This is a genomic window from Sanguibacter gelidistatuariae (genome assembly GCF_900096585.1).
GTDB lineage: Bacteria > Actinomycetota > Actinomycetes > Actinomycetales > Cellulomonadaceae > Sanguibacter > Sanguibacter gelidistatuariae.
Window position 1 is genome coordinate 104,691 of sequence record NZ_FMYH01000002.1, and the last position, 18,494, is coordinate 123,184.

The following is an 18,494-nucleotide window of genomic DNA, read 5'->3' on the forward strand; positions in this document are numbered from 1 at the left end:
ACGCGGACGGGTTACGGGGATGGGGGACGTGGTCATGTCAGGACGCTCGGATCTGGCGTCCCTGCCGTGACGGGTCGGGTCCGCGCGACGAGCAGCATGTCGTCGCCGAGCCGCTCGACCGAGACTGTGTCCAGACGCGGGGCGTCGGACAGGGTCGTCGCGCCGAGGCTGCCGACCACGCGGCGGCCCTCGCCCAGGATCATCGGGGCGAGGTAGGCGTGGACCTCGTCGACGGCGTGTGCCGCGAGGAACGCTGTCGCGAGCCCCGGTCCGCCCTCGAGCAGGACGTGGCGGATGTCGCGGGCGGCCAGCTCAGAGAGCACCTCTGCGACGTCGTGGGTGCGCAGGTGCAGATACTCAGCGCCGCTCCGCACCTTGGCACCGGGCGGCACCGCCCGTCTTCCGACGACGACGCGCAGCGGCTGGTGGGCATGCGGCTCGCCTGAGGCGTCGCGGGCGGTGAGGGTGGGGTCGTCGGTCAGGACCGTCCCGGTGCCGACCATGATCGCGTCGACCCGGCGCCGGACGGTGTGGGCGTGCTCGCGCGCCGGCGCCCCGGTGATCCACCGGCTCGACCCGTCTACGGCGGCCACGTAGCCGTCCAGGGTGGTTGCCGTCTTGAGCGTGACGTAGGGGGTGCCGCGTCGCACGGCCGTCAGCCAGACCCGCAGCAGCGCCTCGCCCCGGTCCTGGCGCAGACCGCTCGTCACAGACACTCCCCGCGACCGCAGGTAGTCAGCACCGCCACCGGCAATCGCGGTGGGATCGCTCACACTGACCACCACGTCCGTCACGCCCCCGTCAGCGAGGGCGCGGGCGCACGGACCGGTCCGGCCGGTGTGGTTGCACGGTTCGAGGGTGACCACGGCCGTCGCCCCGGTGACGTCGATCCCTGCCGTGGCGGCGTAGGCGAGCGCGTCGGCCTCCGCGTGGGGCGTACCCGCGCCGCGGTGCCAGCCTTGCGCGAGGATCAGTCGGGGCGCTGTGGGGTCCGGCGAGGTAGCGGGGGCCAGGATGACGCAGCCGACCTGGGGGTTGGGCCCATAGGCAGGGCCACGCGCGGCCAGCTCGAGCGCTCGCAGCATCGCCGCGTCGAGGGTGAGGTACTCCATCGCCAACCTTCCGGATACGCCGAGCGCTCCGGGGTTGGTCAAGGGTCGCCAGAAGGCGCACCACGACCACGACGGTCGAGGAGACCGTCGCCACGAGACTCTTCCCATCCGGACTTTAACCGTCGGTCCTGGAGTTCCACCAGGTCAACCGCACCGAGGTGCGGGTCGCGGACTATAACCGCCGGCTCGGATTTTCACCGACCCCAGAGCACGTGAACTTACGTCTCCACTATGGCACGGTGGCGGGAACGGTGTCATCGTCACTGGCTGTGAGCCAGGGCACAGGCGCGTCGCCATTCGCCGAGAGCAGGGCGCCAGCCCGCAACCAGTCGATCCCCAGGACTTCGCGCCGAGGCACGTCAGCTGATCGGGTCTTCGACCAGGTGGGAGCGGAGCTCCTTGACCGTGAGCGGTGGTGCAGTGCTCACGGTGCTAGCCGTGCCGGTGATGGGTGTGTAGGTCACGCCGCCGTCGAGGGAGTACTCCCCGGTCCAGGTGGTCGTCATGGTGACGGTGTAGTCGCCGGTCCTGGCGTAGGCGTACGCGACAGTGTGATCCGGCCACGGCGCCCCAGCGTCGGTCGTCGCTGTCGGTGTGGACCCGTCGGCCCAGTCCCAGACGAAGTCTCGGGGTGTGGCACGAACCGTGACCGGCTGGCCGAGCAGTGTCGTGGTGATGACCTGGGGCTGGGCGTCGGTGTAGACGATGGTGATCATGTTGACCGGGACCCACCCCTGAGCGGGGCCGACGACGATGGGTGAGGGCGTCAGCTGCAATGCCCGGAAGTCCGCCTGCGTGACGACGACGGGAGCGGCACCTGGGGCGCGGTTGCAGACCAGGACCGTGTTGAGATCGGCGGCGGAGTAGGTGCCATCGGGCTGAAGGGTCTGGATGGTGGTGGGGCTGACCTCGAAGCCGAGGTTCGGGTCGCAGTTCTCCAGGTCGAGGGCCGCCTGGCCAAGGCAGGCGACCGCGATGTTGACGACGCCGACGGCCCCGGTCGCCTCACATGCCTCGGTGCTCGTGATGAGGGTGGACGGGGGCGAGGACGGGATCGTGCCTTTGGTTGGACGGCCGCAGCCCTTGCTAGACAGAGCTGAGGACGCCTGGAGGTTCAAGAAGTCTCCCTGTGCCTGGGCTGCGTCGGAGCGCACTTGGGCATCGTCACACGATGGTGTCGGTGCTGCGATCGAGAGATCTCCCACCCCCACGCCGACGAGCATGAACATGACAGTCGCGGAAATGACAAGGACTCGACGCTTCATGAGGGCTGCACCACCCCGGCTTCAGCCCCTCTGACGACCCACTGGCCATCAGACTGACGCTGGACTGCGACTGCGAAGTCCAAGGCGTCGTCACCATCCAACTTGTCGACGATCGAGCCTGATGCGTCAAATACGGTGAAAGGAGTCCTTGCCAGAGTTCCCCACACAATATAAAAGGGATGCTCATCTGGGGGATCCACTGCAATCGTCGTAAAAATCTTCGCCCCACCGACCGTGACGTTTCCCGCCGCGATGTCGGCCTGGACTTCCTCAATCACGGCCGAACAGTAGATGCTCTCGGGATCACAGAGCTTCGTGAACTCCGCGAGGTCTTGACTCCTCACGGCATACCCGGAGACCTCCATGAAGTACTCCGCCGCGGCCTGCGCGCCCGCCTCGTCGTCGTTGTCCATCGCCGCGGGCCGCTCCGGCGGTACGAGGGGCTCCCCCGCCTTATCCGTCACAACTGGCGTCGGGTCGGCACTCGGCGCGGGAGCCGGCGTAGTCGACGTAGCCACGGCCCCCGGCGTCGTCGGCTGGGCAGACGACCCTTCCCCACAGGCGCCCAGCGTCAAGACACCGCAGAGCGTCCCGATCACCCAGCCGGCGAGCCCTGCCCTCACAAAAGTCATGCACCAGACACTACGTCCGGCCCGGGCGCTTCGGCATGTTTTAGCCGGGCCTGTGGACAACCGCTCCGATGTCGGAACGCGCGGCACGCCGCACCCGGGCCATCGGACACACCGTGGCCAGCGCCAGCGCCGGTGCTTGGAAGCCCACGCCCGCTTCGGCGAAGCACCGGGCCCATACGGGCCGCGGCGGCCCGGTCCCCGCGAAAAACCCCTGGCCGGACAGGCGACCGCGGGACACAATGTCTCGATGACCCAGTCGCTGCACACCTCGCCCACCTGGACCAGCGACCATCCCCTAGCCCGCTCCGTCCGCCTCGTCCGCCTGCCGACCGCCTCCGTCGAGGCCCTAGCCCGGGGATATCTGCGCGCGGCGCGCGCGGCCACCGACCTCGCCCTGACGGGATTCCTGACCAGCGACGGGTGCCGGTCGGTCTGGGCACGGCGGAGCAGGCAGATCGCTGACGACTCCGCCGAGGCGGACTGGGTGACCCGGGTCGTCGTGACAGCCTCGGGGGCTGTGGTCGGCCGCGCCGGGTTCCACGGCGCACCGGACCCGACCGGGATGGTCGAGGTCGGGTACGAGATCGACCCGATGTTCCGGCGCCAGGGCTACGCCCGCGCGGCGCTGCTGATCCTGCTCGACGTCGCTCGTGCGGAGCCCGGGGTCCAGGTTCTGCGGGCCACCGTCAGCCCCGACAACCACGCCTCGCGGAACCTCGTCGAGCAGCACAGCCTCGTCGAGACCGGGGAACAATGGGACGACGAGGACGGGCTCGAGACGATCTTCGAGATCAGCGTCTAGCCCTGCCCGGTCAGCGATCGGCTGCGGCCCGCCGACTTTGCGGCACCCCAGCGACCCGGCCCTCCGCGCTCGCTCAGTGCCGGTGACCTGAGGCCAACGCGCGCAGCACGTCGATCTCCGCCGGGATGTCGTCGGCCCCGTACACGGCCGAGCCTGCCACGAAGACGTTCGCACCGGCGTCGGCCGCGCGCTCGATCGTGGCGCGCGAGACGCCGCCGTCGACCTGGATCCACACGTCCAGGTCGCCCGCGCTGATCGCCGCGCGGGCGCGGCGGATCTTGGGCAGGGTGCCCTCGATGAAGGACTGCCCGCCGAAGCCGGGCTCGACCGTCATGATGAGCAGCATGTCGATCTCGGAGAGCAGGTCGACGAAGGACTCGACCGGGGTCGCCGGCTTGAGCGCGAGCCCAGCGCGGGCCCCGAGCCGGCGCAGCTCTCGGGCCAGGCGCACCGGCGCGGCGGCGGCCTCGGCGTGGAAGGTCACCGACTGCGCGCCCGCCTCGGCGAAGCCGGGGGCCCACCGGTCCGGGTCGGCGATCATGAGATGCACATCGATCGGGATCGGGGACACCTGGACGATCCGCTCGACGACCGGCAGGCCGATCGTCAGGTTCGGCACGAAGTGGTTGTCCATGACGTCGACGTGCGCGTAGTCCGCACCGGCGATCGCGTGCAGGTCACGCTCGAGGTTGGTGAAGTCGGCAGACAGGATGCTCGGTGCGATGAGGGCGCTCATGCCACCACCGTAGATCCCACACGGCGCAGCAGCGTCAGGTGCATCGCGTCGGTCCCGTGCAGGTGCGGCCAGAGCTGGACGTCCAGGCGCTCGGCGAGCGGCACGTCCGTGCCCGCGATCTCAGTGACGAGGGACCGCGCGTCAAGCATCTCGACGGACCCCTCCGGCAGCGTGCCCAGCACGTCAGAGACGACCGTACGGGTCTCAGCCAGGTGTGGGGAGCACGTCACGTACGCCACGACGCCGCCCTCGCGCACAGCTAGCAGCGCCGAGGTGAGCAGCTCGCGTTGCAGGGTCGCCAGGACCTTCACGTCCGACGGCGTGCGTCGCCACCTCGACTCTGGCCGGCGGCGCAGCGCGCCCAGCCCGGTGCACGGAGCGTCGACCAGGACGCGGTCGTAGGACCCGGGCTCCTGGGTGCCGATGTCCCGCCCGTCCCACACCTGAACCTTCTCGACCGAGTGGGCCGGGACCGCCGCGAGGGAACGCTCGACGAGGTCGGCGCGGTGCGGCTGGATCTCGTTGGCGACGATCCGCGCACCCCGGGTCCCGGCGATCGAGGCGAGCAGTGCCGCCTTGCCCCCGGGGCCTGCGCACATGTCGAGCCAGCGCGCGTCGGTCCCCTCAAGAGGCGCCTGGGCGAAGGCCAGCGTGACAAGCTGGCTGCCCTCGTCCTGGACACCGGCCTGGCCGTCGCGGACGGCCGCGATCGCGCCCGGGTCCGAGCCCTCCAGGATCAGCGCGGTCGGCGCGAGCCGGCCGGGGTGGGACTCGACCTGCGCGCCAAGCTCGGCAACAGAGATCAGGCCGGGCCGGGCCACGAGCGTCACCCGCGGGGAGGCATTGTCCGCCTCGAGCAACGACACCAGCTCGTCGACCGGACGCCCCGAGGCCACGAGGGCGTCACGCATGGCCCGGGTGATCCACTGCGGATGGCTGTCCACGACGGACATCTTCGCGATCTCGTCGCTCTCCTGGGCCTCGATGAGCTCGAGCCACTCCTCAAGCTCCGTCCGGGAGATCTTGCGCAGCACCGCGTTGACAAACTGGGCGCTACCGGCCCCCACCCGGGACCGGGCCAGGCCCACAGTCTCGGAAACGGCGGCGTGCGAGGGGACCCGCATCCCCAGGAGCTGGTGGGCTCCCAGGCGCAGCACGTCCAGGACGGGCGCGTCGATCTTGTCGAGCGGGCGGTCCACACACAGGGCGATCACGGCGTCGTATCGCCCGCGCATGCGCAACGTCCCGTAGGTGAGCTCGGTCGCGAAGGCCGCATCACGGCCCGAGAGCCCGCGTGAGCGGAGCATCGGGGGGAGCACGAGGTTCGCGTAGGCATCGGAGTCCGCGACCTGACGCAGCACGTCGAAGGCGATCGTGCGGGAGTCGTCGGTGCCCTTGCGCCGTTCCCCCGGTGCGAGCGAGCCACGGTTGCCGTCGCCCCGGGTGCGCGCGGCGCTGCGCTCGCGACCCTGGGCATTGCGGCGTTCGGGCTGGGTGCTGCGTGCTGCGTCGTCGTTCACTGGTGCTCCGTTCGTGGCGTCCGCGGGCGGGGCACCTCGCGTTGATGGGATGCCGCGCAGCTCGTGGCACCGTTCATGGTGATCGTCGTGATGGCTCTCGCCGGCGCTGCGGGGCGGCGTGCACGCCCGCTCACGCGCGGCCCTGCTCGCCCAGGTACGTCCCGGCGTCCAGCCGCGCACCGCGGGCCCAGTCGCTCGCTGCCATCGGCTTCTTGCCGGCGGGAACGACCTCGCCAAGCTCGACCGCGGCTGACGCCGTGCCGACGCGGACCGACTTCTTGGTCACCTCGACCTGGCCCGGGGCGAGCGACCCGGCCGGGGTCTGCTCGTCGTCGACGACGGTCACGGGTCCGATGCCGAGCCTCGACCCATCGGGGAGCACGGTCCACGCACCGGGCGCGGGTGTGCAGCCGCGGATCAGCCGGTCGACGGTGTGCGCGGGGCGCGTCCACTCGATCCGGGCGTCCTCGGGCGCGAGCTTCGCGGCGAGGCTGACGCCGTCTGCGGGCTGGATGACCGGGTTGAGCGCGCCGTCCTCGAGGGCGTCGAGCGTGGCCACGAGGAGCCCCGCGCCCGACGACGCGAGCCGGCCGAGCAGGTCGCCCGCGGTGTCACGGCGGCGGATGGTCTCGGTCGCGGTGCCCAAGATCGGTCCGGTGTCCAGGCCCTCCTCGATCAGGAACGTCGTTGCGCCGGTCACCTCGTCGCCCGCGATGATCGCGCGCTGAACCGGCGCGGCACCGCGCCAGGCGGGCAGGACCGAGAAGTGCAGGTTGACCCAGCCGAGGGCGGGTACGGCCAGCACGTCGGCCGGGAGGATCTCGCCGTAGGCGACGACGGGCGCGCAGTCGATGTCGAGTGCCGTGAGTCGCTCCACGAAGCCCTCGCTGCGCGGACGGTCGGTGATGACCTCGATCCCGGCTGCCTCCGCCCGTTCGCGCACCGGGCTCGGTGCGAGGTGGCGCCCGCGACCCGCCCGTGCGTCCGCGCGGGTCAAGACCGCCACGACCTCGTGGCGGGAGGCCAGCAGGGCCTCCAGGGCAGGAACAGCTACGGCCGGGGTCCCGGCAAAGAGCAGACGCATGGACCCCAGTCTAAGAGCGCGCGGGGGGCGACCCACACACCTGGACTCCCAGCTCGCGGAGCTGGACCCGGAAGTCCTCGGTCGTGGTGAAGTGCACAGCCACGTAGCCGCGCTCGGCTGCGGCCTCGACGTTGGGCAAGGAGTCGTCGACGAAGACCGTGCGACCCGGCTCGAGGCCGAACCTCGTCGTGGTGAGGTCGAAGATCGCCGGGTCAGGCTTGGCCAGACCAACCTCCCCCGAGACGACGATCCCGCGCAGCCGCCCGATGGCGGGCGCGGACGGCTCGGCATGGTGGAACAGCTCGGCCGACCAGTTGGTCAGCCCATAGAGCGCGAGCCCGGCGCGGTCGAGCTCGTCGACGAGGGCTGCCGAACCCGGGACCGGGCCGGTGAGCGTGCGGGAGAAGTTCTCCACGTACAGGTCCACGAGCTCGCCGTGGCGCGGGTCCGCGCTCGCGAGGAGATCACGCAGCTCCGCCCACGACCGGCCGGCGTCCTGAGCGTGGTTGTGGGCGAGGAAGCTGCTCTCGGCGAAGAACGCGTCGACCTCGTCGCGGCTCAGACCGTCGAAGGCCGCGTAAGGGTCCCAGCCGATGAGCACGTTGCCCAGGTCGTAGAGGATCGCTTCGATGGTGGTCTGAGCGGTCACAGCATCTCCTTCGGGTCGAGCACGACCGAGATCAGGCCGGCTTCGCGTTTGGCGCTCGCGCTGGCGAGCGCGCTGGCTAGTGAGCGGGCGAGCTCGCGCCCCCGGGCCACCGGCACCCGGATGATCGCGCGCACCGGGACCTCGAGGGCACCGCCCGTGCGTCCGGCGGGTCCGACGGCGGCCGAGGTCCCGTTCCGCGCCGGGCTGCCGGCAAGCAGCGCCTCGCTCCGGCGGGAGGCTCGACCGCGTCCGGGCTCCGGCGCGCCCGCCCCCGTCGAAGGTTCTGGCACGTCGACCGGCCCGAGCACGGACCCGCCCTCGGGCAGCTCGACACGGTCGAGGAACATCGCCACGGCGAGGCGGTCCCCCGTGACCGACGCGATGCGCACGGCCGGGGGCATGCTCAGCTCGACGCGTTCGTCGAGCTCACGCCCGGCAAGGCCCGCAGGGTCCCAGCGCACGAGCGCGTTCGTCGGGGTCGGAGCAGCGTCGCCGACGAGTAGCAACCGTCCGTCGTCGGCCGCGGACCGCACGAGCGCACCGGCGGTGATCCAGCGGTGCAGGGCCTCCTGATCGGTGTAGAGACCGATGTGGCTCGTCGACGACGCCGCGTCGAGCAGCACACCCACGGAGTATCCGCTCGGGGCGACCGGTTCGGCCCCTGGCGTGGCGACGACGAGCGCCGGGCGGTCCGGGATCTCGGTGAGGACTCCCGCGGCCGACCGGGCCCCCGAGATCCGCACAGTGGTCCCGGGGAACGCCTTGCCCAGCTCCTCGGCCGTTCGGTCGCTGCCCACCCGCACCGAGCGCAGGCCCGTGGCGAAGCACTCCGAGCAGGACCAGCCACCGGCCAGCGCGCCGCACCACGAGCACTGCGGGACGGCGTGCGCGCTGGTCAGCGCGAGCGGTCCGTGGCAGGTTGCGCAGTGCGCCGCCGTCCGGCACCGCACGCACGCCACGACCGGGATGTACCCGGCGCGGGGAACTTGGACGAGCACCGGACCGGTCTTGAGCCCCTTCATGATGGCCTGCCAGACAGCCCCGGGCAGCCGGGCGGCCGCGGCCGGACCCTCCCGGGCCAGGTCGACCGAGGTCAGTGCCGCGACGCGCGGTGTGCGGCTGCGGACCGTCTCACGGTCGGCCACGAGCTCCCTGGCCCACCCGCTGGTCACCAGGGCCTGGGCGTGGATCGAGCGGCTCAGAGAGCCGATGAGCATGGCGCAGGATGTCTGCTCCGAGCGCAGCGCAAGCACCTCGCGGACGTGCGGGTACGGCGCCCGGCGCTCCTGGTGCATGCCGTCGATGTCGTCCCAGCAGACGACCAGGCCGAGGTTGTGGACCGGTGCGAAGGCCGCCGCGCGGGTGCCGATCACCACGGTCGCCGCGCCGCGCCGGGCGGCGAGGAAGCTGCGGTAGCGGGGTGTGGGCCCGAGGTCCGCGGTGAGCCGGACGAAGGTGGCCTGCGGCAATGCAGTCTCGGCCGGCGTCTCAGCCGGTGCCCACTCGGCGACGCCGACCTGGAGCAGGGCGAGCGCGAGCCGGTCGACGTCGCGGGTGTCGGGCAGGACCACGACGGCCCCGCGGCCGCTCAGGGTCACCGCGCGGACCGCCTCGGCCAAGGCGAGCGGCCAGCCGGCGATCGCGCCGACACCGGGCAGAGCCGTCCACACGGCGCGCGGGGAGTCCCCGGCCGCGAGCCGGGACAGGAAGGCCTCTCCGGCACGGAATGGCACCCACTCGCTCGGGCCGGCCGTCGGGCTGGGCGCCGGGTAGGGCGCCGGGTAGGGCGTTGGGTAAGGCGCTGACGCCGCATCCGGCGCCACTCCCCAGGCCTCCCCCTCGACCTTGGCCAGCCGCGGTGGCACGGCCAGCCGCAGCACGTCCGTCAGGGACCCCGCGTAATAGTCGGCAACGAGCCGGGCGAGGTCTGTGACCTCTGCGGAGAGGACCGGCTCAGGCGAGACGACCCGGCGCAGCGCGACGAGACGACCGGTGTGCTCGCTGCGGCCGGCGCGCTCGATGAGGTACCCGTCCACGTCCTGCGCTCCGAACCGGACCTTGACCCGCACACCCGGCTGGGCGGCGTCGGACATGGACTCCGGCACGGTGTAGTCGAAGAGGCGGTCGAGGTGCGCGGGCGAGACGTCCACGCACACCCGGGCGATCGGCTGGACGGCCGCCAGCGGCAGGCCCGTCTCAGTCACGGCTGCGCGACCGGCTCCGCGCCCCGCGACCCGACCGGTGGTCCCGGCACGGCCGGACACCGGCAGCGGACCGAAGAGCGCGTCTTCAGTCTCCTGCCCCGCGGTCTCCTGCCCCGCGGCTTGCTGCCCCACGCGGGCGAGCGGCTCGCCCGTCAGCTGCGCGTTCACCGCTCACCCCCGATCGTGGCTGTTACCGGAGGCCTCGCTATCGTGCCTCCACCGTCCCTAGAGCATCCCAGGCGCCACTGACATCCTCAGACGGCGGCCTGCAGCTCGGCGATCCGGTCCGTGCGCTCCCAGGTGAAGTCCGCCAGCTCGCGGCCGAAGTGGCCGTATGCGGCCGTCTGGGCGTAGATAGGGCGCAGCAGGTCGAGGTCCGCCACGATCGCGCCGGGACGCAGGTCGAAGACCGACTTGATGGCCGCGGTGATGCGGGCGGCCGGAACCGTCTCGGTCCCGAAGGTCTCGACGTACAGGCCGACCGGTTGCGCCTTGCCGATCGCATAGGCGACCTGCACCTCGCAGCGGCGCGCGAGGCCCGCCGCGACGACGTTCTTGGCCACCCACCGCATGGCATAGGCGGCCGAGCGGTCCACCTTGGACGGGTCCTTGCCGGAGAAGGCCCCGCCACCGTGACGCGCCATGCCGCCGTAGGTGTCGACGATGATCTTGCGTCCGGTCAGACCGGCGTCGCCCTTGGGGCCGCCGACGACGAAGGTCCCGGTCGGGTTGACGATGAGGCGGTAGTCGTCGGAGGGCAGGTCGAGCCCGGCCAGGACCGGGGCGACGACAAGCTCGCTCACCAGTGCTGCCAGCTCGTCCTGACGGACGTCGGGGTCATGCTGGGTGGAGACGACGATCGTGTCGACCTTGACCGCGAGATCGCCGTCGTAGGCGATCGTGACCTGCGTCTTGCCGTCCGGGCGCAGCCCGGGCAGCGAGTGGTCCTTGCGGACCTGGGCGAGGCGCTCGGCCAGGCGGTGCGCCGCGAAGATGGGCAACGGCATGAGGGTCGCGGTCTCGTCGCTCGCGTAGCCGAACATCAGGCCCTGGTCGCCGGCGCCCTGAGCATCGAGCGGGTCGAGGTCCCCGGTGTCGTCACGCTGCTCGAGCGCCTTGTCGACGCCCTGGGCGATGTCGGGCGACTGCTGGCCGATCGAGACGGACACGCCGCACGAGTCACCGTCGAATCCGATGGCCGACGACGTGTAGCCGATCTCCTTGACCACCTGGCGCACGATCTGCGGGATCTCGACGTAGGCGGAGGTCGAGACCTCACCGGCGACGTGCACGAGCCCGGTCGTGACGAGGGTCTCGACGGCGACCCGGGAGGCCGGGTCCTGCTCGAGGAGAGCGTCGAGGATCGCGTCAGAGATCTGGTCGCACACCTTGTCCGGGTGACCTTCAGTCACGGACTCGGACGTGAACAGGCGGAGGGCTTCAGTCATGCGCCAAGGATACGGTCTTGGGCCCATCGCCTCGGCAGCCCGTCGAACCCTTGAGACAGCGGCGACGCGGCCACCGGTCCGCGGACGTCAGGAGCGGGTCGTCAGAATCTGAGCGGCCTCGTCGAGGATCGCCCGGGCGACCGCGTCCTTGCTGCCGGTGAACGCCGTGACGACGTCGCCTGCGGCGGTGAGGATCGTCACGTCGTTGTCGACGTCGCCGAAGCCCCGGCCTCCGCCCACCGGGTTGACGACCAGCAGGTCCGCGCCCTTGCGGGCGGCCTTGGCGCGGCCGTGCTGCAGCACGTCGCCGGTCGCATCGCCGGTCTCCGCGGCGAAACCGACGATGACCTGAGACCCGCCGCGTCGAGCGAGCAGATCGGGGCGTGCCTCGACGAGGCCGGCGAGGATGTCCGGGTTCACCACGAGCTCGATCGGCGCGACCACGCCGTCGCCGGTCTTCTTGACCTTGTGGGTGGTCACCGTGGCTGGACGGAAGTCTGCGATCGCCGCGGCCATGATGATGAGGTCGGCAGACTCTGCCCCCTCGCGGACGGCCTCGGCCAGCTCCTGGGTCGTCTCCACGTGCACGACCGCGACCCCGGCCGGATCGGGCAGGTCGACGTTGGCGGCGACGAGGGTCACCAGCGCACCGCGACGGTGAGCCTCGGCGGCCAGAGCGTAGCCCTGACGCCCCGAGCTGCGGTTGCCGATGAACCGCACCGGGTCGATCGGTTCGCGGGTGCCACCGGCCGAGATGAGCACGTGGGTGCCGGTAAGGCTGTTGGTGAGGTCGCCGGCGCCGCCGTCAGCGGCATCCACGGTCAGCGCCATGGCGGCCGCGAAGATGTCTTCCGGCTCGGGCAGCCGGCCAGGACCGGTGTCCGCGCCGGTCAGCCGCCCGGAGGCGGGATCGAGCACAGTCACGCCGCGGCTCCGCAGGGTCGCGACGTTGGCCTCGACCGCGGGGTGCAACCACATCTCGGTATGCATCGCGGGGGCGACCAGGACCGGGCACCGTGCGGTGAGCAGGGTCGCGGTGAGCAGGTCGTCCGAGCGTCCGGTGGCCATCCGGGAGAGCAGGTCGGCCGTGGCCGGGGCGACGACCACGAGGTCGGCCTCCTGGCCGAGGGCCACGTGCGGCACGTGCGGCACGTCGTCGAAGACGGTGGTTGTCACGGGCTTGCCCGAGAGCGCCTCCCAGGTGGGTGCGCCGACAAAGCGCAGGGCGGACTCGGTCGGGATCACCCGCACCGAGTGCCCTGCCTCGGCCAGCAGCCGCAGGAGCAGAACAGCCTTGTACGCGGCGATGCCTCCGCTCACGCCGAGGATCACACGCATGCCGGCCGCTCTCTCCTGGTGCGTCAGCGCGTCAGGACGCGTCGGCGTCGGTGACGGGTTCCACGATCGGGGTGCTGGTCAGCAGGCCCGCGTTGATCTCGCGCATCGCGATCGACAGCGGCTTCTCCTGGTTGCGCGTCTCGACGAGCGGGCCGACGAACTCGAGCAGGCCCTCGTGGAGCTGGGAGTAGTACGCGTTGATCTGACGGGCACGCTTCGCGGAGAAGACGACCAAGGCGTACTTGGAGTCCACGCGGTTGAGCAGGTCGTCGATGGGCGGGTCAGTGATGCCCACGGGGGCGGCGACGGTTCCAGACACAGGTCAACTCCGAAGGTGTTGAGGGATTGCGGATCAATAGACCAGTCTACTGCGTCTACCGAGCGCGGGTCGCCGTTGCGGGGACGCCCATCACGGACATGAGTTCGTCCGCGGCGCGTCGGACGTCGTCGTTGATGATCACGTGATCGAACTCCGGTGCTGCGGCCAGTTCGACGCGGGCGGTCGCCAGGCGTCGTTCGCGCTCCTCGGGCCCTTCGGTCCCGCGTCCGACGAGGCGCCGTTCGAGCTCGGTCCAGCTGGGCGGGGCGAGGAAGACGAACCGTGCGTCCGGCATGGACTCGCGGACCTGACGGGCTCCCTGCAGGTCGATCTCGAGCAGCGTCGCGACGCCGGCGGCGAGCTTCTCCTCGACCGGACCGCGAGGGGTGCCGTAGCTGTTCTGACCGTGCACCACGGCCCACTCCAGGAGCTCTCCGCGCTCGACCATCTCGGCGAACCGGGTGGGCCCGACGAAGAGGTAGTGGACGCCGTCCACCTCGCCGGGGCGAGGATCACGGGTGGTAGCCGAGACAGACAACCACACGTCGGGGTAGCGGGCACGGATGTCAGCGGAGACGGTTCCCTTCCCCACCGCCGTCGGGCCAGCAAGGACGGTCAGGCGGGGGGACGGTGAGCCAGCGGATGAAGCGGAGATGATCAGCCGAACCTTTCGATGAGGGCCGCTGCCTGGTGCGGACCCAGACCCCGCACACGACGACTCTCGGCAATGCCGACCTCCGTCATGATCGCGCGGGCCTTGACCTTGCCGACTCCCGGCAACGACTCAAGCAGCGAGACAACTTTCAGTTTTCCGATGACGTCATCGGTACGGCCCTGCTCGATCACTTCAGAGAGGACCCCTGAAGAATACTTCAGGCGGTTCTTGACCTCTGCACGCGCCCGTCGGGCACTAGCGGCCTTCTCGAGCGCGGCAGCACGTTGTTCAGGAGTTAGCTCAGGTAGTGGCACTCCGGTCACCTTCCTTGGACGAGCGGGAACATACTGCGAAACTATCCATGTTCTGGGTTATCGGCAACGTGAACGACAGACCTTCACACGCCGCGACCTGCATAATCACCCGGAACCGAAGCAGCGCGACCACCCGCGGACGGATCCACGGGTGGTCGCTGGGTCGCGCAAGTCAGCCCTGGAGGGCCTGCGCGGCGTCATCTGCGGCTCGGCGGGCGGCCGCCAGCAGCGCGCGCCCGTCCGGCCCGGCGGCGAGCACCCCGCGCGACGACGAGGCGAGCACCTGCCCCCGGGCAGACCCGAACACCTGCGCGAGCTCGGCCGAGCCTGCGCCCTGTGCGCCCACGCCGGGTGCGAGCAGCGGGCCCCTCACCGCGGAGAGGTCGACGCCGGTGGTCCGGGCCGCATCACCGATGGTCGCGCCCACGACGAGGCCGACCGAACCCATCGACGGCACAGACGCGCCGGCAGCAGACCCACCGCGGTCGGCGAGCTCGGCCGCGTTGACCGCGCCCGCCTGCCGGGCGATCTGCGCGGCCACGGTCTCCCCCGAGGCCGTGCGGGCGTGCTGGACCTGCGCGCCCTCCGGGTTGGACGTCAGGCACAGCACGAACAGACCCCGGCCGTTCGCAGCCGCGATGTCGATCGCGGGCTGCAGGGAGCCGAAGCCCAGGTACGGCGAGACGGTGAGCGCGTCACCGGCGAGCGGGGACCCCTCCCGCAGGAACGCCTCCGCGTAGCCGGTCATCGTCGAGCCGATGTCCCCGCGCTTGGCATCGACAATCGTCAATGTGTGTGCGGACCGGGCCGCGGCGATGACCTCTTCGAGAACCGCCATGCCGGCCGAACCGTGCCGCTCGAACAGCGCGGACTGCGGCTTGAGCGCGGCCACCTGTCCACCGAGGGCATCGACAACGGTCAATGCGAAGGACCGCAGCCCGGACGCGTCGTCGGGCAAACCCCAGGCGGCGAGCAGGCCGGGGTGCGGGTCGATGCCCGCGCACAGCGGCCCGAAGGCCACCATGGCGGCCGCCAGCCGCTCCCCGAAGGGAGCGGGGCGGGCAGCGCCAGGATCGAGGGGACCCGCCGTCACGGGCGCACCTCGACCTTGACGTACTCCTGCAGGCTGCGCACCGTGAACGGGCGGTCCCGGATGACCTCGATGCCCTGGACCGCGGCGGCGAGCTGGGCGACCGTGGTCACGATTGGCTTGTCCGCGGCCGTCGTGGCCGCCCGGATCTCGTAGCCGTCGGCGCGGGCGCCCTGGCCGGAGGGGGTGTTGACGACCATGTCGACCTTGCCGTCCGTGATGAGGTCGACGATCGTCGGCTCCCCGCCCGGGCCCCGGCCCTCAGAGTTCTTGCGCACGACCGTGGACGGGATGCCGTTGCGGCGCAGCACGTTCGCCGTGCCGGCCGTGGCGAGGATCTCGAAGCCGAGCTCGGTCAGGCGCTTGACCGGGAAGACGATCGCGCGCTTGTCACGGTCGGCGACGGAGATGAAGACCGAGCCGGACGTGGGCAGCCCACCGAACGCAGCGGCCTGGGACTTGGCGAAGGCCGTCGGGAAGTCCTCGTCGAAGCCCATGACCTCACCGGTCGAGCGCATCTCCGGGCCGAGGACCGTGTCTACGGCCACGCCCTCGGTCGTACGGAAGCGCTTGAACGGCAGGACCGCTTCCTTGACCGCGATGGGCGCGTCGAGGTCGAGCGTGCCGCCGTCGCCGGTCAGCGGGAGGACCCCGCTGGCCCGTAGGTCGGCGATCGTGTGACCGACCATGACCAGGGCCGCGGCCTTGGCCAGGGACACCCCGGTCGCCTTGGAGACGAAGGGCACCGTGCGCGAGGCGCGCGGGTTGGCTTCCAGGACGTAGAGCACGTCGGAGACGAGCGCGTACTGGACGTTGAGCAGCCCGCGGACGCCCACGCCCTTGGCGATCGCCTCGGTCGAGCGGCGGATCCGGGCGATCTCGGCCTCGGAGAGGGAGACCGGCGGCAGGACGCAGGCGGAGTCGCCGGAGTGGATCCCGGCCTCTTCGATGTGCTCCATGACACCACCGAGGAACATCTCCTCGCCGTCGTAGAGCGCGTCGACGTCGATCTCCATGGCGTCGTCGAGGAAGCGGTCGATGAGGATCGGGGCGAGGTGCCCGCCCGAGCGTGCGACCTCGCCGAGGGCGCGCTCGACGTAGCCGGTGAGCTGCTCCTCGGAGTAGACGATCTCCATGCCGCGCCCACCGAGCACGTAGGACGGGCGCACCAGGACCGGGTAGCCGATCCCGGCAGCGATCTCGACGGCCGCGACGAGGGTCGTCGCGGTGCCGAAGGCCGGGGCCGGCAGGCCCGCCTCGGCGAGCACCCGGCCGAAGGCGGCACGGTCTTCGGCGGCGTCGATCGCCTCGGGCGAGGTGCCCAGGATCGGCAGGCCGGCGTCGGCCAGGCGCTGCGCGAGGCTGAGCGGGGTCTGCCCGCCGAGCTGGACGATGATGCCCTTGACGGGACCGGCGGCAAGCTCGGCCTCGTAGACCTCGAGGACGTCCTCGAAGGTCAGCGGCTCGAAGTAGAGACGGTCCGCGGTGTCGTAGTCGGTCGAGACCGTCTCGGGGTTGCAGTTGATCATGACGGTCTCGTAATCGCCCTTGAGCGCGAGTGCCGCGTGCACGCAGGAGTAGTCGAACTCGATGCCCTGACCGATGCGGTTGGGCCCGGAGCCCAGGATGAGGACTGCCTCGCGCTCGCGCGGACGGACCTCGGTCTCCAGGTCGTAGGTGGAGTAGTAGTACGGCGTCTCGGCCTTGAACTCCGCGGCGCACGTGTCGACCGTCTTGAAGACGGGGCGGACGCCGAGCGCGCGGCGAACCTCGCGCACAGTGGACTCCCCCGCTGCCCGGGTGCCGCCGATGCCCCGCAGCGAGGCGATCTGGGCGTCGGAGAGGCCGTGCCGCTTGGCGCGGGTGAGCACGTCCTTGGTGAGCGCGTCGGCCGCAGCGACCTCGGCTGCGACCTCGTTGATGAGCTGGATCTGGTCGAGGTACCACGGGTCGATCTTCGTGGCGTCGAAGACCTGCTCGATGCTCGCCCCGCCGCGCAGCGCCTGCTGCGTCTGGACGAGCCGGCTCTCGGTCGGTCGGGCGATCGTCACGAGCAGCGCCTCGAGCGCGGCTCCCGAGGGGGCCTCACCGTCCCAGTGGAAGGTCGCTCCGGACTTGTCGAGCGAGCGCAGCGCCTTGCCGAGGGCCTCGGTGAAGTTGCGACCCATCGACATGGCCTCACCGACCGACTTCATGGTCGTGGTCAGGGTGTCGTCCGCGGCCGGGAACTTCTCGAAGGCGAAGCGGGGCACCTTGACCACGACGTAGTCGAGGGAGGGCTCGAAGGACGCCGGCGTAGACCCGGTGATGTCGTTGGGGATCTCGTCGAGGGTGTACCCGACGGCGAGCTTCGCGGCGATCTTCGCGATCGGGAAGCCGGTCGCCTTGGAGGCCAGCGCGGAGGAGCGGGAGACGCGCGGGTTCATCTCGATGACGACGACGCGCCCGGTCTCGGGGTGCACGGCGTACTGGATGTTGCAGCCACCGGTGTCCACGCCGACCTCGCGGATGATCGCGATGCCGATGTCGCGCAGGTTCTGGTACTCGCGGTCGGTCAGGGTGAGCGCGGGCGCCACGGTGACGGAGTCGCCGGTGTGCACGCCGACCGGGTCGACGTTCTCGATCGAGCAGATGACTACGACGTTGTCGGCCTTGTCGCGCATGAGCTCGAGCTCGTACTCCTTCCAGCCGAGGATGGACTCTTCCAGGAGCACCTCGGTCGTGGGCGAGTAGTGCAGGCCCTGCCCGACGATGCGGCGCAGCTGGACCTCGTCATAGGCGATCCCGGAGCCGAGGCCGCCCATCGTGAAGGAGGGGCGCACGACCATCGGGTAGCCGAGGTCCTCGGCGGCCGCGACGGCCTCGTCGATCGCGTGGATGATGACCGAGCGCGCGGACTCCCCGCCGCACTTGGTGACGACGTCCTTGAACTTCAGGCGGTCCTCACCCTTCTGGATCGCCGCGATGTTCGCGCCGATGAGCTCGACGTTGTACTTGGCCAGCACGCCGGCCTCGTCGAGGGCGATCGCCGCGTTGAGCGCGGTCTGCCCGCCCAGGGTCGCCAGGACCGCGTCGGGGCGCTCCTTGGCGATGATCGAGGTGAGCACGTCCGTCGTGATCGGCTCGATGTACGTGGCGTCGGCGAACTCCGGGTCGGTCATGATCGTGGCCGGGTTGGAGTTGAGGAGGATGACACGGATGCCCTCCTCCTTGAGCACGCGGCAGGCCTGCGTACCGGAGTAGTCGAACTCGCACGCCTGGCCGATGACGATCGGCCCGGAGCCGATGACCAGGACGGAGTTGATGTCTGTTCTGCGAGGCACTGG

General features: G+C 71.0%; 16 protein-coding genes and 1 riboswitch. Of the genes, 1 reads left to right on the plus strand and 15 read right to left on the minus strand.

The window, feature by feature from the left end:
- Nucleotides 1-32: 32 nt before the first annotated feature.
- The 3 genes from ribD to BLQ50_RS05265 all read right to left on the minus strand — a co-directional run bounded on the left by ribD (nt 33) and on the right by BLQ50_RS05265 (nt 3,009).
- Complete coding sequence (gene ribD, locus BLQ50_RS05255; protein ID WP_245700915.1) at nt 33-1,112, minus strand: bifunctional diaminohydroxyphosphoribosylaminopyrimidine deaminase/5-amino-6-(5-phosphoribosylamino)uracil reductase RibD; 1,080 nt, start codon at nt 1,110-1,112, stop codon at nt 33-35.
- Between the two features lie 91 nt (nt 1,113-1,203).
- A riboswitch (FMN riboswitch) is annotated at nt 1,204-1,327 on the minus strand.
- A gap of 144 nt (nt 1,328-1,471) precedes the next feature.
- Nucleotides 1,472-2,266, minus strand: coding sequence for a hypothetical protein (locus BLQ50_RS05260; protein WP_139185751.1), 795 nt, complete (start codon nt 2,264-2,266; stop codon nt 1,472-1,474).
- A 107-nt stretch (nt 2,267-2,373) separates the two neighbouring features.
- A complete protein-coding gene (locus BLQ50_RS05265) occupies nt 2,374-3,009 on the minus strand; it encodes a DUF6318 family protein (RefSeq protein WP_139185752.1) in 636 nt (211 codons plus the stop codon).
- Nucleotides 3,010-3,256: 247 nt separating this feature from the next.
- Here BLQ50_RS05265 and BLQ50_RS05270 point away from each other — a divergent pair, with 247 nt between their 5' ends.
- The gene (locus BLQ50_RS05270; protein WP_093181873.1) at nt 3,257-3,811 is read left to right on the plus strand and encodes a GNAT family N-acetyltransferase; all 555 of its coding nucleotides are present in this window, start codon (nt 3,257-3,259) and stop codon (nt 3,809-3,811) included.
- A 73-nt stretch (nt 3,812-3,884) separates the two neighbouring features.
- On the opposite strand, the gene rpe is transcribed toward BLQ50_RS05270, so the two are convergent.
- The 12 genes from rpe to carB all read right to left on the minus strand — a co-directional run bounded on the left by rpe (nt 3,885) and on the right by carB (nt 18,491).
- A complete protein-coding gene (gene rpe / locus BLQ50_RS05275; protein WP_093181875.1) occupies nt 3,885-4,547 on the minus strand; it encodes a ribulose-phosphate 3-epimerase in 663 nt (220 codons plus the stop codon).
- Entirely contained in the window at nt 4,544-6,067 is a 1,524-nt protein-coding gene (locus tag BLQ50_RS05280) for an RsmB/NOP family class I SAM-dependent RNA methyltransferase (protein ID WP_093181876.1), read from the minus strand. The genes rpe and BLQ50_RS05280 overlap by 4 nt, the downstream gene beginning before the upstream one ends.
- 130 nt (nt 6,068-6,197) lie before the next feature.
- Nucleotides 6,198-7,151: a methionyl-tRNA formyltransferase gene (gene fmt / locus BLQ50_RS05285; protein WP_093181878.1), complete on the minus strand. Its 954-nt coding sequence runs from the start codon at nt 7,149-7,151 to the stop codon at nt 6,198-6,200.
- Nucleotides 7,152-7,161: 10 nt separating this feature from the next.
- Complete coding sequence (locus BLQ50_RS05290; RefSeq protein ID WP_093181880.1) at nt 7,162-7,800, minus strand: HAD family hydrolase; 639 nt, start codon at nt 7,798-7,800, stop codon at nt 7,162-7,164.
- Nucleotides 7,797-10,172: a primosomal protein N' gene (locus BLQ50_RS05295; protein WP_245700916.1), complete on the minus strand. Its 2,376-nt coding sequence runs from the start codon at nt 10,170-10,172 to the stop codon at nt 7,797-7,799. Before BLQ50_RS05295 ends, BLQ50_RS05290 begins: the two co-directional genes overlap by 4 nt.
- A gap of 86 nt (nt 10,173-10,258) precedes the next feature.
- The gene (gene metK, locus BLQ50_RS05300; RefSeq protein ID WP_093181882.1) at nt 10,259-11,452 is read right to left on the minus strand and encodes a methionine adenosyltransferase; all 1,194 of its coding nucleotides are present in this window, start codon (nt 11,450-11,452) and stop codon (nt 10,259-10,261) included.
- 87 nt (nt 11,453-11,539) lie between these two features.
- On the minus strand, nt 11,540-12,790 hold the full coding sequence (gene coaBC, locus BLQ50_RS05305) for a bifunctional phosphopantothenoylcysteine decarboxylase/phosphopantothenate--cysteine ligase CoaBC (protein ID WP_093181884.1): 1,251 nt from the start codon (nt 12,788-12,790) through the stop codon (nt 11,540-11,542).
- 31 nt (nt 12,791-12,821) lie between these two features.
- Complete coding sequence (gene rpoZ, locus BLQ50_RS05310) at nt 12,822-13,109, minus strand: DNA-directed RNA polymerase subunit omega (RefSeq protein ID WP_093181886.1); 288 nt, start codon at nt 13,107-13,109, stop codon at nt 12,822-12,824.
- A gap of 55 nt (nt 13,110-13,164) precedes the next feature.
- A complete protein-coding gene (gene gmk / locus BLQ50_RS05315; RefSeq protein WP_425424080.1) occupies nt 13,165-13,767 on the minus strand; it encodes a guanylate kinase in 603 nt (200 codons plus the stop codon).
- A complete protein-coding gene (gene mihF / locus BLQ50_RS05320; protein WP_093181890.1) occupies nt 13,767-14,078 on the minus strand; it encodes an integration host factor, actinobacterial type in 312 nt (103 codons plus the stop codon). The genes gmk and mihF overlap by 1 nt, the downstream gene beginning before the upstream one ends.
- A gap of 172 nt (nt 14,079-14,250) precedes the next feature.
- A complete protein-coding gene (gene pyrF, locus BLQ50_RS05325; protein WP_093182553.1) occupies nt 14,251-15,102 on the minus strand; it encodes an orotidine-5'-phosphate decarboxylase in 852 nt (283 codons plus the stop codon).
- Nucleotides 15,103-15,167: 65 nt separating this feature from the next.
- Nucleotides 15,168-18,491: a carbamoyl-phosphate synthase large subunit gene (gene carB, locus BLQ50_RS05330; RefSeq protein ID WP_093181892.1), complete on the minus strand. Its 3,324-nt coding sequence runs from the start codon at nt 18,489-18,491 to the stop codon at nt 15,168-15,170.
- Between the last annotated feature and the right edge of the window lie 3 nt (nt 18,492-18,494).

Coding starts and splice junctions, on each gene's coding strand:
- BLQ50_RS05270 (WP_093181873.1), top strand. CDS start 3,257: ATGACCCAGTCGCTGCACACCTCGCCCACCTGGACCAGCGACCATCCC.
- rpe (WP_093181875.1), bottom strand. CDS start 4,547: ATGAGCGCCCTCATCGCACCGAGCATCCTGTCTGCCGACTTCACCAAC.
- fmt (WP_093181878.1), bottom strand. CDS start 7,151: ATGCGTCTGCTCTTTGCCGGGACCCCGGCCGTAGCTGTTCCTGCCCTG.
- pyrF (WP_093182553.1), bottom strand. CDS start 15,102: ATGGTGGCCTTCGGGCCGCTGTGCGCGGGCATCGACCCGCACCCCGGC.
- metK (WP_093181882.1), bottom strand. CDS start 11,452: ATGACTGAAGCCCTCCGCCTGTTCACGTCCGAGTCCGTGACTGAAGGT.
- ribD (WP_245700915.1), bottom strand. CDS start 1,112: ATGGAGTACCTCACCCTCGACGCGGCGATGCTGCGAGCGCTCGAGCTG.
- coaBC (WP_093181884.1), bottom strand. CDS start 12,790: ATGCGTGTGATCCTCGGCGTGAGCGGAGGCATCGCCGCGTACAAGGCT.
- BLQ50_RS05265 (WP_139185752.1), bottom strand. CDS start 3,009: ATGACTTTTGTGAGGGCAGGGCTCGCCGGCTGGGTGATCGGGACGCTC.